10 protein-coding genes are annotated in these 14,064 nt (G+C 40.8%); 7 read left to right on the top strand and 3 right to left on the bottom strand.

All coding sequences use genetic code 11. The annotated features are described in order from the left end of the window. Positions 1-378: 378 nt before the first annotated feature. Together rpoB and rpoC are read left to right on the top strand one after the other, a co-directional pair. The gene (rpoB, locus tag IGL17_RS12745) at positions 379-3,993 is read left to right on the top strand and encodes a DNA-directed RNA polymerase subunit beta (protein ID WP_002389470.1); all 3,615 of its coding nucleotides are present in this window, start codon (positions 379-381) and stop codon (positions 3,991-3,993) included. A 166-nt stretch (positions 3,994-4,159) separates the two neighbouring features. Continuing rightward, positions 4,160-7,813, top strand: coding sequence for a DNA-directed RNA polymerase subunit beta' (gene rpoC, locus IGL17_RS12740; protein WP_002354777.1), 3,654 nt, complete (start codon positions 4,160-4,162; stop codon positions 7,811-7,813). Positions 7,814-7,861: 48 nt separating this feature from the next. On the opposite strand, the gene IGL17_RS12735 is transcribed toward rpoC, so the two are convergent. After that, positions 7,862-8,554 carry a prepilin peptidase gene (locus IGL17_RS12735; protein WP_025193391.1) on the bottom strand — a complete coding sequence of 231 codons (693 nt, stop codon included), beginning with the start codon at positions 8,552-8,554 and terminating at the stop codon, positions 7,862-7,864. A 108-nt stretch (positions 8,555-8,662) separates the two neighbouring features. Between IGL17_RS12735 and IGL17_RS12730 the strand changes: the two genes are divergently transcribed. The 5 genes from IGL17_RS12730 (at position 8,663) to rpsI (ending at position 12,652) form a co-directional block, all read left to right on the top strand. After that, a complete protein-coding gene (locus IGL17_RS12730; RefSeq protein WP_016618638.1) occupies positions 8,663-10,183 on the top strand; it encodes a gluconokinase in 1,521 nt (506 codons plus the stop codon). Between the two features lie 83 nt (positions 10,184-10,266). After that, positions 10,267-10,986, top strand: a complete 720-nt coding sequence (locus tag IGL17_RS12725; protein ID WP_016618637.1) for a DUF5105 domain-containing protein — start codon at positions 10,267-10,269, stop codon at positions 10,984-10,986. Between the two features lie 127 nt (positions 10,987-11,113). Beyond that, complete coding sequence (locus tag IGL17_RS12720; RefSeq protein ID WP_002354782.1) at positions 11,114-11,581, top strand: Dps family protein; 468 nt, start codon at positions 11,114-11,116, stop codon at positions 11,579-11,581. 236 nt (positions 11,582-11,817) lie between these two features. Then, positions 11,818-12,246: a 50S ribosomal protein L13 gene (gene rplM / locus IGL17_RS12715; RefSeq protein WP_048670019.1), complete on the top strand. Its 429-nt coding sequence runs from the start codon at positions 11,818-11,820 to the stop codon at positions 12,244-12,246. A gap of 13 nt (positions 12,247-12,259) precedes the next feature. Next, positions 12,260-12,652, top strand: a complete 393-nt coding sequence (gene rpsI, locus IGL17_RS12710; protein ID WP_002354786.1) for a 30S ribosomal protein S9 — start codon at positions 12,260-12,262, stop codon at positions 12,650-12,652. A 129-nt stretch (positions 12,653-12,781) separates the two neighbouring features. On the opposite strand, the gene IGL17_RS12705 is transcribed toward rpsI, so the two are convergent. Next, a complete protein-coding gene (locus tag IGL17_RS12705; RefSeq protein ID WP_002398943.1) occupies positions 12,782-12,994 on the bottom strand; it encodes a hypothetical protein in 213 nt (70 codons plus the stop codon). A 2-nt stretch (positions 12,995-12,996) separates the two neighbouring features. Then, entirely contained in the window at positions 12,997-14,052 is a 1,056-nt protein-coding gene (locus IGL17_RS12700) for a site-specific integrase (RefSeq protein ID WP_131769146.1), read from the bottom strand. Positions 14,053-14,064 lie beyond the last annotated feature (12 nt).

The raw sequence follows: 14,064 nt of genomic DNA, 5'->3' as shown, positions 1-14,064 counted from the left end.
GCCTGGGACAAAAATCCAAAGTGATTTTTGTCCCAGGCTCCTTTTTTCATTAAAACCCTTTACAAAAAAACTCCTTTTTATGAAAAAGAAAACCTTAAAGAAACCCTTGACTTTTCTAGACAAAGGTAGTAGAATCTATAGAGCAAAAACTATCTGAAAGTGACGAAGCAGGAGCGAAATATTGTCCGTTCCGGTTTTTTATAGGAAAACAAAAGTAGAAACGCCAGAAAATTTTTCGGAAGCATGTTCTATTTTTGGTTTTTTTTTGCTTAAAAACTGCAAAAAATGCTTTTTGTTACATATATTTAATATATGTAACGTAAATGTAATTTTTCGGATCGGTGTTTTGATAGACTTATAACTAGAGGGGTGAAGAGCTTGGCTGGACACGTAGTAAAATACGGAAAGCATCGCGAACGTAGAAGTTTCGCACGTATCAGTGAAGTATTGGAATTACCAAATTTAATTGAAATCCAAACAGACTCTTATCAATGGTTTTTAGATGAGGGACTTCGTGAAATGTTTGAAGACATTTTACCAATTGATGATTTCCAAGGAAACTTATCCTTAGAATTTGTTGACTATGAATTAAAAGAACCAAAGTACACAGTAGAAGAAGCCCGCGCACATGATGCCAACTATTCTGCGCCATTACATGTAACATTACGTTTAACCAACCGTGAAACTGGTGAAATTAAATCCCAAGAAGTCTTCTTCGGCGATTTCCCATTAATGACAGAAATGGGTACCTTCATCATCAACGGGGCAGAACGTGTTATCGTTTCCCAATTAGTTCGTTCTCCAGGTGTTTACTTCCATGGAAAAGTGGACAAAAACGGCAAAGAAGGTTTTGGCTCAACAGTCATTCCTAACCGTGGTGCATGGTTAGAAATGGAAACAGATGCGAAAGACATTTCTTATGTTCGGATTGACCGCACACGTAAAATTCCTTTAACTGTGTTAGTTCGTGCTTTAGGTTTCGGTTCAGATGATACCATCTTCGAAATTTTCGGCGACAGCGAAAGCTTACGCAACACAATTGAAAAAGATTTACACAAAAACGCAAGTGATTCTCGTACAGAAGAAGGCTTGAAAGACATTTATGAACGTCTTCGCCCAGGCGAACCAAAAACAGCAGATAGCTCACGTAGCTTGTTAACTGCACGTTTCTTTGATCCAAAACGTTATGATTTGGCAAACGTTGGTCGCTACAAAGTTAACAAAAAATTAGACTTAAAAACACGTCTATTAAACTTAACCTTAGCTGAAACGCTAGTTGATCCAGAAACTGGTGAAATCATTGTCGAAAAAGGCACGGTTTTAACACACCAAATCATGGAAACATTAGGCGAGTACATTGACAACGGCTTAAACAGCGTAACTTACTATCCAAGTGAAGATGCGGTAGTAACTGAACCAATGACAATCCAAGTGATTCAAGTTCTTTCACCAAAAGATCCTGAACGTATCGTAAATGTGATTGGTAACGGCTATCCAGACGACAGCGTAAAAACAGTTCGTCCAGCAGATATCGTTGCTTCAATGAGCTACTTCTTCAACTTAATGGAAGATATCGGCAATGTCGATGACATCGACCACTTAGGTAATCGTCGTATCCGTTCAGTAGGTGAATTATTACAAAACCAATTCCGTATTGGCTTAGCCCGTATGGAACGTGTGGTTCGTGAAAGAATGTCTATTCAAGACACAGAAACATTGACACCACAACAATTAATCAACATCCGTCCAGTGGTAGCAAGTATCAAAGAATTCTTTGGTTCTTCACAGTTATCACAGTTCATGGATCAAACAAATCCATTAGGTGAGTTAACCCATAAACGTCGTCTATCAGCCTTAGGGCCTGGTGGTTTGACTCGTGACCGTGCCGGTTATGAAGTTCGTGACGTTCACTACTCTCACTATGGTCGTATGTGTCCAATTGAAACGCCTGAGGGACCGAATATCGGGTTGATCAATAGTTTATCTAGTTATGCGAAAGTGAATAAATTTGGTTTCATCGAAACGCCTTATCGCCGTGTTGATCGTGCGACAGGCCGTGTTACTGATCAAGTAGATTACTTAACAGCAGACATCGAAGACCATTATATCGTAGCGCAAGCGAACTCACTTTTAAATGAAGATGGCACATTTGCCAATGATGTTGTTATGGCGCGTCTACAAAGTGAAAACTTAGAAGTTGCCGTAGACAAAGTTGACTACATGGACGTTTCACCAAAACAAGTAGTCGCAGTCGCAACAGCATGTATTCCTTTCTTAGAAAACGATGACTCCAACCGTGCCTTGATGGGTGCCAACATGCAGCGTCAAGCGGTGCCGTTAATTCAACCACGCTCTCCGTGGGTAGGTACAGGTATGGAATATAAATCAGCCCATGACTCAGGTGCTGCTTTACTATGTAAACATGACGGTGTCGTAGAATTCGTCGATGCAAAAGAAATTCGCGTTCGTCGCGACAATGGCGCATTAGACAAATATATGGTTACAAAATTCCGTCGTTCTAACTCAGGAACAAGCTACAACCAACGCCCAATTGTTCACTTAGGTGAAAAAGTTGAAAAAGGCGATACTTTAGCGGATGGACCTTCTATGGAAGAAGGCGAAATGGCTTTAGGGCAAAACGTCTTAGTTGCCTTCATGACATGGGAAGGTTACAACTACGAGGATGCCATTATCATGAGCCGTCGTTTAGTTAAAGACGATGTCTACACTTCTGTGCATATTGAAGAATATGAATCAGAAGCACGTGATACAAAATTAGGACCTGAAGAAATTACCCGTGAAATTCCAAACGTTGGGGAAGACGCGTTGAAAGACTTAGACGAAATGGGGATTATCCGCATTGGTGCTGAAGTTCAAGATGGCGACTTACTAGTTGGGAAAGTCACACCTAAAGGGGTTACAGAATTATCTGCAGAAGAACGTTTATTACACGCAATCTTCGGGGAAAAAGCCCGCGAAGTTCGTGATACGTCTCTCCGTGTACCTCACGGTGGCGGCGGTATCGTTCATGATGTGAAAATCTTTACTCGTGAAGCTGGCGATGAATTATCACCAGGTGTCAACATGTTAGTTCGTGTCTATATCGTTCAAAAACGTAAAATTCACGAAGGAGATAAAATGGCGGGACGTCACGGAAATAAAGGGGTTGTTTCCCGTATTATGCCGGAAGAAGATATGCCATTCTTACCTGACGGAACACCTGTTGATATCATGTTGAACCCATTAGGGGTACCTTCTCGTATGAATATCGGACAAGTACTTGAATTACACTTAGGTATGGCTGCTCGCCAATTAGGTATTCACGTCGCAACACCTGTTTTCGATGGGGCAACCGATGAAGACGTTTGGGAAACTGTTCGTGAAGCTGGTATGGCTAGCGATGCTAAAACAGTTCTTTACGATGGACGTACAGGTGAACCATTTGATAACCGTATTTCCGTTGGTGTCATGTATATGATTAAATTAGCCCACATGGTTGATGACAAATTGCATGCTCGTTCAATCGGACCTTACTCTCTTGTTACGCAACAACCGTTGGGTGGTAAAGCTCAATTCGGTGGACAACGTTTCGGGGAAATGGAAGTTTGGGCACTGGAAGCTTACGGTGCTGCTTACACATTACAAGAAATCTTAACTTACAAATCTGATGACGTTGTCGGACGTGTGAAAACATACGAAGCCATCGTTAAAGGTGAACCAATTCCAAAACCAGGTGTGCCTGAATCATTCCGAGTATTAGTGAAAGAATTACAGTCACTTGGTTTAGACATGCGTGTCTTGGACATTGAGGAAGCTGAGATTGAGTTACGCGATATGGACGATGACGATGATGATTTAATCACCGTTGACGCACTAACCAAATTTGCGGAACAACAATCAGCGAAACAGCTGGAAAAAGAAGCAGAATCAGTCGTGAAAGAAGAAGCACAAGACGTTGTTCAAGAAATTGAAACAGCCGAAGACAGAGACTAATTTGTCGCTACCACTCTGATGAGTTGATTCAACTGCGACTTTGTTGCAACTGCGCAAGCCATTACTTGTTCCAAGTGTCGTCAGACCTTCTTTCAAGTGATGCTTGCCATTTGCTAACAAGTTGCTGACTCAGCTTCTCTAAATAAGGAAATGGAGGGAATTCCTTTTGATCGATGTAAATAAATTCGAAAGTATGCAAATAGGGCTTGCTTCACCAGAAAAGATCAGAAGCTGGTCTTATGGGGAAGTTAAAAAACCCGAAACAATTAACTACCGTACATTAAAACCCGAACGTGAAGGGTTATTCTGTGAACGCATTTTTGGTCCAACCAAAGACTGGGAATGTGCTTGTGGTAAATATAAACGTATCCGTTATAAAGGTATTGTCTGTGACCGTTGTGGCGTTGAAGTCACTCGTTCAAAAGTACGTCGTGAACGTATGGGACATATTGAATTAGCCGCACCAGTTTCACATATCTGGTACTTTAAAGGAATTCCATCTCGGATGGGTCTTGTTTTAGACATGAGCCCTCGTGCATTGGAAGAAGTCATTTATTTTGCTTCATACGTTGTCATCGAACCAGGTGACACAACATTAGAGAAAAAACAATTGTTAACGGAACGCGAATATCGTGAAAAACGTGAACAATATGGCCAAGCCTTCAAAGCTGCTATGGGTGCCGAAGCCGTGAAACAATTATTAGATAACGTCGATTTAGATGGCGAAGTTGCGCAATTAAAAGAAGAATTGAAAACAGCTTCTGGTCAAAAACGGACACGTGCCATCCGTCGTTTAGACATCTTAGAAGCCTTCCGTGCCTCTGGTAACCAACCAAGCTGGATGGTAATGGATGTTATCCCAGTTATTCCACCAGATTTACGTCCGATGGTTCAATTGGAAGGTGGTCGTTTTGCAACAAGTGACTTAAACGACTTATACCGCCGTGTTATCAACCGTAACAACCGTCTAAAACGTTTATTAGACTTAAATGCGCCAAGCATCATTGTTCAAAACGAAAAACGGATGTTACAAGAAGCGGTCGATGCTTTAATCGATAATGGTCGTCGTGGCCGTCCAGTTACTGGACCAGGTAACCGTCCATTGAAATCTCTTTCTCACATGTTGAAAGGGAAACAAGGTCGTTTCCGTCAAAACTTACTAGGTAAACGTGTTGACTATTCTGGTCGTTCCGTAATCGTCGTTGGTCCGTTCTTAAAAATGTACCAATGTGGTTTACCAAAAGAAATGGCGATTGAATTATTCAAACCATTCGTAATGCGTGAATTAGTACAACGTGAAATTGCGACAAACATTAAAAATGCGAAACGTAAAATCGAACGTGGCGAAGATGAAGTTTGGGATATCTTAGAAGAAGTTATCCAAGAACACCCAGTTTTACTTAACCGGGCACCTACGTTGCATAGATTAGGGATCCAAGCTTTCGAACCTGTTCTTGTTGAAGGTCGTGCGATCCGTCTTCACCCATTAGTGTGTGAAGCCTACAATGCCGATTTCGATGGAGACCAAATGGCGGTTCACGTGCCTCTAAACGAAGAAGCACAAGCAGAAGCTCGTATGTTAATGCTTGCTGCCCAAAATATCTTGAACCCGAAAGATGGTAAACCAGTTGTTACACCATCTCAAGATATGGTCTTAGGTAACTACTACCTAACAATGGAAGAAGAAGGCCGTGAAGGGGAAGGCATGATCTTCCGCGACATGAACGAAGCTGTTTTAGCATGGCAAAATGGTTACGTGCATTTACACTCACGGATTGGGGTTCAAACAACACTTTTAGGTGACAAACCATTTACTGATTGGCAAAAAGAACGAATCTTAATCACCACAGTTGGTAAGATCATCTTTAACGAAATCATGCCTGTTGAGTTCCCTTACTTGAACGAACCAACAGACTATAACTTAACTGTTCAAACACCAGATAAATACTTCGTAGAAGCTGGTACAGACATTCCTGCACACATTAAAGAGCAAGAATTAGTTTTACCATTCAAGAAGAAAAATCTTGGAAATATCATTGCTGAAGTCTTCAAGAGATTCCACATTACGGAAACCTCTAAAATGCTTGACCGCATGAAAGACTTAGGTTACAAACACTCAACTTATGCTGGGATGACGGTAGGGATTGCCGATATCATGGTTCTTCATGAAAAACAAGCAATCATTGATGCTGCCCACAAACAAGTTGAAACAATTACTAAACAATTCCGTCGTGGTTTAATTACTGATGACGAACGTTATGAACGTGTAATCGGCGTTTGGAACGGTGCCAAAGACGAAATCCAACAAAAACTGATCGAAAGTATGGAAGCTCGTAACCCAATCTTCATGATGTCTGACTCTGGAGCCCGTGGTAACATCTCCAACTTTACACAGTTAGCTGGTATGCGTGGTTTGATGGCCGCTCCGAATGGACGAATCATGGAATTACCAATCATCTCAAACTTCCGTGAAGGACTTTCTGTCTTAGAAATGTTTATCTCAACTCACGGGGCTCGTAAAGGGATGACCGATACTGCCTTGAAGACAGCCGATTCAGGTTACTTAACACGTCGTTTAGTTGACGTTGCCCAAGACGTAATCATTCGTGAAGACGACTGTGGCACTGACCGTGGTCTTGAAATCGAAGCAATTCGTGAAGGTAATGAAATTATCGAACCATTAGACGAACGTCTATTAGGTCGTTATACACGTAAATCAGTTGTTCATCCAGAAACTGGTGCAATCATCATTGGTGCGGATCAATTAATCACTGAAGATCTTGCCAGAGAAATCGTGGACGCTGGTATTGAAAAAGTAACCATCCGTTCTGTCTTTACATGTAACACAAAACATGGTGTATGTAAGCACTGTTACGGACGTAACTTGGCAACTGGTTCTGACGTTGAAGTCGGAGAAGCAGTTGGTACAATCGCCGCTCAATCAATCGGGGAACCTGGTACACAGTTAACCATGCGTACGTTCCATACCGGTGGGGTTGCCGGTGACGATATCACTCAAGGTTTACCTCGTATCCAAGAAATCTTTGAAGCACGTAATCCGAAAGGGCAAGCAGTGATTACAGAAGTAACCGGTGAAGTTATCGATATTTCTGAAGATCCTGCCACACGTCAAAAAGAAGTAACCATCAAAGGAAAAACAGATACACGTACCTATACTGTCCCTTACACTGCACGTATGAAAGTTGCTGAAGGCGACATCATCCACCGTGGTGCACCGTTGACAGAAGGTTCAATTGATCCAAAACAATTATTACAAGTTCGTGATGTTTTATCTGTTGAAAACTATCTATTACGTGAAGTACAACGTGTTTACCGTATGCAAGGGGTAGAAATCGGCGATAAACATATCGAAGTAATGGTTCGTCAAATGTTACGTAAAATCCGCGTAATGGATCCAGGTGACACTGAAATCCTTCCAGGAACATTAATGGACATCGCAGAATTTAAAGACCGTAACTACGACACATTAGTTGCTGGTGGCGTCCCTGCTACTAGTCGTCCAGTTTTACTTGGTATTACCAAAGCGTCATTGGAAACAAACAGCTTCTTATCTGCTGCATCCTTCCAAGAAACAACACGCGTGTTAACAGATGCTGCTATCCGTGGCAAAAAAGATCCATTACTTGGATTGAAAGAAAATGTTATCATTGGTAAAATCATCCCAGCTGGTACTGGTATGGCTCGTTACCGTAACATGGAACCAAAAGAAGTTGGCGTAGCTAGCGAAAACGTTTATAGTATTTCAGACATCGAAGCACAAATGGCTGCTGAAGATGCGATGAAAAACATCAATAAATAAACCCTAAAAAGCCGTAAGGAGCATGCTCCTTGCGGCTTTTTTTATTTGCTATAACCAACTGATTGTGAGTAAGCCCAAACTTAAAAAGGGGACAAAAGGAAGTGTCTGTTCAACTGGATACCCCAAAAATTTACAGCTGTAGCCATAGATTAGGCCATAACTACTGGCAAAAAATAGTAGCATCAGCAACTGAGGTACCTGTAAAAAACAGCCCCACAAACCCAGTAACAAAAGATCCCCTCGCCCCATGGCTTCCGGAAAATAATGTAAGACGGCTTGGAAAAAACAAAAACAAAAAAGACCAGTCAGTAAGTAAAACGAATGCTGACCCGCCACTTTCAGTAAGCAAAGCACAAAAAAACTAGGATAAAGAATCTTCGGTTCAACCACTAAATACCAGTAATCAATCAAGGATAATGTGAAAGCACTCGTCAGCCACCACCAGAGAATCAAAGCATCAATCGTCAGGCCAGCTGAAAAACAGCTTGCGGTTAAGCCGCCCATGACAAGTTCTGCTAAAAGATAACTCTTAGCTACTGGCTGTTGACACTTTCGACAACGAAAGCGCTGCAGCAAAATCGAAACAACTGGAATTAATTCATAGAGTTGTAGAGGCTGGTGGCAACCTTGACAGTGGGAAGGGGGCCACCACAGAGAACGCCCTACTGGTAAGCGCTCCGCCACTAAGCATAAAAAAGAACCGAAACAGGCACCAATCAAAAAGAGACTCAAGAAAAACATAGGTTACCTCCTTAAAAATAAACTACGCTTTTTTTAAACTTTTTCATTTGACTAGACAAATCTTTTTTTGTTAGGAATAATAAAAGAAACAAGAAATGAGGGAATCAAATGGAAAAATTAGCGATTGGTGTCGACGTTGGCACCACGCAAGCCAAAGCAGTGGCTTTTCAAGCAAATGGCACAGTCGTAGCTTCTAGCTATGTGCGTTATCCATTAATTCAAGAGACTGAAGGAATGGCAGAGCAAGACCCAGAAACGCTGTTCCAAGCTGTGGTGAACTGTATTCGAACCCTCACACAACAAGTGAAGAATCAACCAATTGGGCTCATTTCTTTTGCTTCAGCGATGCATGGCTTAATTGCCATGGATGCGCAAGGACGCCCATTGACCCAAGTGATTACTTGGGCTGACACACGAGCATCTGATTATGCGGAAGCGTTAAAAGAAACGCCAGCGGCCCAATTGTTTTATCAATTGACAGGCATGCCAGTTCATCCAATGGCGCCTTTGTACAAGATTCGCTGGCTGCAGGAAAATCAGCCAGCCGTTGCGCAGAGCGCGGCCAAGTTTATTGGGATTAAGGACTACATTTTTTACCGTTTCTTTGGCGAATACTGGACAGATTATAGTAGTGCTTCAGGAATGGGTTTATTTAATATTCACACACGGCAATGGGAATCGTCGATTTTAGCGTATTTATCTATTGAGGAGGAACAGTTGCCAAAAGTTGCCCCGTCAACGTTCATTTTTCCAGCGTTAGCGCCTTCTTGGCAAGAGATGCTTGGTGTTGAGGAGGAAACGGTTTTAGTTCTTGGTGGCGCGGATGGTCCATTGTCTAATTTAGGTTTGGGAGCGCTAGGAATGGGTGTAGCGACTTTGACCGTTGGTACGAGCGGTGCACTTCGGTATATTGTCGAAGAACCTTTTTTGCATCCGCAAGGTGAAACATTTTGTTTTGCTCTAGATGAACAGCACTGGGTGATTGGTGGCGCAAGTAGTAATGGTGCAGTTGCGTTAGATTGGGCGAGCCAAACGATTTTTGCAGAAGAACGTCAGCAAGCTATCCAAAACGGGACCAATCTCTATGACCCAATTATGGCCAAAATTGCAACCGTGCCAGCTGGGGCAAATGGCTTACTGTTTCATCCTTATTTGCTAGGTGAACGAGCGCCGTTGTGGAATGCAGAGGCGAGCGCAAGTTTTATTGGCTTGCGCAAAAATCACCATGCCGGACATTTAGCTCGAGCGGTGGTGGAAGGAATCTGTTTCAATTTAAAAACTATTTTAGAGGATTTGAAACAACTCGGTGGACCCGTTCAGGAGATTCGGGCGACAGGCGGCTTTGCTGATTCCCCTGTGTTCCGTCAAATCATGGCTGATGTGCTGGGAGAAACGTTATCGTTCACTGATAGTACCGAAGCTTCGGCATTAGGCGCTGTTTTGCTAGGTTGGCAAGGCTTAGGGCAGTTACCAAATTTACAAGCAGCGGCACAACAGGTGCTGATTCATGAAACGGTCACGCCACGAGCAGATCAACTGCTATCTTATCAAAAACTGTATCCTGTTTTTCAAGAAACCCAACAAGTTTTAGCACAAAGTTATCAAAAATTAGCAGAATTCCGCAAATAATTGATAGTAAATAGCTTTGACAAATGACTGAGAAGTTGCTTAACTAGAAGAGAGACAAAGACTTGAGGAAATGAGGATGAGGAATGAAGAAGCAGCTACTACCACTATTTCTGTTATTCATTGGGGCGTTAGCAAGCTGCAGTGCACCGTCTCGTTCCGGCGAAAAAGCAGCGCAACAGTTGGTAGATTACTTTATTTATCAAGAAAAGCCAGCGACATTCTCTCAAACTTTTCGTGAACCGAAAGTCTTAGCGGAGCATTTGCAGACGAGCCGTCAACAGTTCCAGAAGCAGTTTTTCAATAGCTTAAAAGAAATGAACGCTGAAGTCACCGAGACTGAAGCCCAGAAGCTTAACACAGAATTACTGGCTCAAGTGAAGAAAAAAGCGTCATATCAACTAGTAGCCACAAAAGAATTGAATGGGCAAGCGACAATCACTTTTCAGATTAAGGGCTTAGATTTTGTGACGGCGATTGAAGATACAACCACTGCTCTTCTTCAGCAAACGCAACAGGCAACACAAGCGCTAGACATGCAGCACACGTTAGCCGTTTTAAAAAAAGAAATCCAACAAATCAATGTCAGCCATGAGCCAGTTGAACTGCCATTAACGGTTAAGCAAGTAGAAGGGCAATGGTATTTACCGGCAGCGGAGCAACTGAGACTGAATCAGTTTTTTTTAGCTTTCGTCACAGGAAAAGAAGATACTGACAAGTTAACAGAGGCACTCGACACGATCCTCACTCAAGCGGAACAAAAAGTCGTCACTGCGGATGAAAAAACAGCGATTTCAGGAAATTAATTAAATTCTTAATTGTAATTATTATAATTTGATAATAATTTTAAAAAAGAAAGGTTTTCAGTGTACTTTTTTCACAATTCATATTACACTAAGAGTGTAGAAATAATATTTAGGAGGATGACAAAGAATGAAATTTGAAAAAACAAAAGAAATTTTGAACCAACTCGTTGCAGATTTAAGCCAATTTTCCGTGGTAATTCATCAAACACATTGGTATATGCGTGGACCTGAATTTTTAACACTTCACCCACAAATGGATGAATACATGGATCAAATCAATGAGCAATTAGATGTTGTTTCAGAACGTTTAATCACATTGGACGGCTCTCCATTCTCAACATTGCGTGAATTCGCAGAAAATACAAAAATTGAAGATGAAATTGGTAACTGGGACCGCACCATTCCAGAACGTATGGAAAAATTAGTAGCAGGCTACCGTTACTTAGCAGACCTTTACGCAAAAGGAATCGAAGTTTCTGGTGAAGAAGGCGACGACTGCACACAAGACATTTTCATCGCAAACAAAACAGACATCGAAAAAAATATTTGGATGTTACAAGCCAAACTTGGCAAAGCGCCTGGTATTGACGCATAATTTAAAACAACTCCCAAAGCCGCTGACGTTGACGTTGGCGGTTTTTTTCTGTTTAAAAGGCACAAAAAAATAAGTGAAAATCTATTTTCTGAAAGCGCAGAAAAACATTGACTTTATCAGTGATTGAAGGTAAAATATTAAATGGTATTGTTTGCCCCACAATGAGCCCCGGAAACTCAAGTGTATGTCAAACATCGAAAACAAAATTGGAGGAAAGAAACGTGCGTACAACATATATGGCCAAAGCTGGCGAAGTAGAACGTAAATGGTACGTAGTAGATGCAACAGATGTTCCTTTAGGACGTCTATCAGCAGTTGTTGCTTCTGTACTACGTGGTAAAAATAAACCAACATTCACACCACATGTGGATACTGGAGATTTCGTAATCGTAATTAACGCTGATAAAGTAAAATTAACAGGTAAAAAAGCTACAGACAAAATTTACTACCGTCACTCAATGTATCCTGGAGGATTAAAATCAGTGACAGCTGGTGAATTACGCGACAAAAACTCTCGCCGTCTTATCGAAACTTCTGTAAAAGGTATGCTACCTAAAAACACTTTAGGACGTAAACAATTTACTAAATTGAACGTATACGGTGGAGCTGAGCATCCACATGCTGCACAACAACCAGAAGTATTAGATATCACGAACTTAATTTAAGGAGGGAAATTCATTGGCACAAGTACAATATAGCGGCACAGGCCGTCGTAAAAATGCAGTTGCCCGCGTACGCTTAGTACCAGGTACTGGTAAAATTACTGTAAACAAAAAAGACGTAGAAGAATATATTCCACATGCTGACTTGCGTGAAGTTATCAACCAACCATTTGGCGTAACTGAAACAAAAGGCGCTTACGATGTAATCGTAAACGTAAACGGTGGTGGCTATGCTGGACAATCAGGAGCTATCCGTCACGGAATCGCTCGTGCATTGTTACAAGTAGATCCTGACTTCCGTTCTGCTTTAAAACGCGCTGGGTTACTTACTCGTGACGCACGTATGGTTGAACGTAAAAAACCAGGTCTTAAAAAAGCTCGTAAAGCTTCACAGTTCTCAAAACGTTAATCTGTTTCAGATATACCAACGTTTTGGACGATTATTTGGTGGAAATTGGTGTAAAAAATCAATTTTCTTATCAATATAAAAGCAAAAGACATCAGTATTTTACTGGTGTCTTTTTTGATATTAAGCACTTTATAAATAAATATCGGCTTCATGAACATGTTTATATAGAGTATCAGTTGTAGCAACATATACATCATATGAATGGAAGTCACCTTCAAACCAACCTCCAAAATCTAATATCTCTATAATTCCTTGTAGAGTCTCGCCATTAAAGTCAAATTTAACTTCTTGACCTTTGAAGTACTTCATTGGTGGCAAATTATGGTTGTTTTTAGAAAACATATTTAGTCCTCATCTTTCAATGAATTTAATAAATCTAAAGCCTCTGTATCTTGCAGATGTTTTTTCTCTGGCATTAACTCAAGGTAGTAATTCATAGTTGTTTGCAAATTTGAATGCCCTAAGCGTTGAGAAATATAGTCTAGTCTAATATTATCGTTTGAAAATAGAAATGAAGCATGAGTATCTCGAAGCCCGTGAAAAGTAGTTCTAGGAATGTTTAATTTCTTCAATAGCCTTGCTAATTTCGCTGATTGTTGAAATCCGTCTGGATCAAATAAATAACCATTCTCTTTTGGTATCAGAGTGTTAATAATTTCATAAACATCTTTATTAATGGTTACAGTCCGTTTAGACCTCTTTGTTTTAAGGCGAGTATCGGGGCTTGTGGGGCTGACTGAGCGCTCTATTTTAATACCATACTCAATTATATCATTCTTAGTCAAGGCGAGCAGTTCGCCACGTCTAGCGCCAGTTTCAAGTGCTAAGAGTACCATAACATAAAACTCCTTATTATAATTTTGAAGGAGATAAGAACGTAATTTCTTAAAATCAGAAATAGAGAGGGCTTTATTTCTTTTTTCAAGTTCTTTACCACGAGTTTTTACAAGACCAGCAAAATCTGAAACAAGAAGATTTCTTCCGTAAGCGTAACGAAGAGAAGTCCGTAATTTTAACAATAATTCGGTTGTTGTTTTACGAGAATGAGTTTCTCCATATTCATCTATCTTCATTTGTACTACTAAGTCATTTAACTCATTTAGTTTTATATCTTTGAATAATTTTTTTACTACAGGAATAGTCCTGGTATAGTTTACAAAGGTAGCGGGTCTTACATCATTCTTTTTTACAATATAAACCCAATTTTCATAAAAGCTTGAAAAACTATCTTGCCTTCGTGCGAGGTCTATACCGTCACCTTTTGCTATCTCGTGTTGCATAGCCCAACGTTTCGCCTCAGCTTTAGTTTTGAATGTTTTTGTAATCCGATTATTTACGCCATGTTTATAGTTAGAAATTTCTGCACGATATGAATTACCTCTTTTAATTATTGTTGCCATTTATCTAACCTC

It is taken from the genome of Enterococcus sp. AZ088 (genome assembly GCF_051714845.1).
Classification (GTDB): Bacteria; Bacillota; Bacilli; order Lactobacillales; family Enterococcaceae; genus Enterococcus; species Enterococcus faecalis.
The sequence above is the reverse complement of the archived record's forward strand: the minus strand, read 5'-3'. Positions and strand labels throughout refer to the sequence as shown.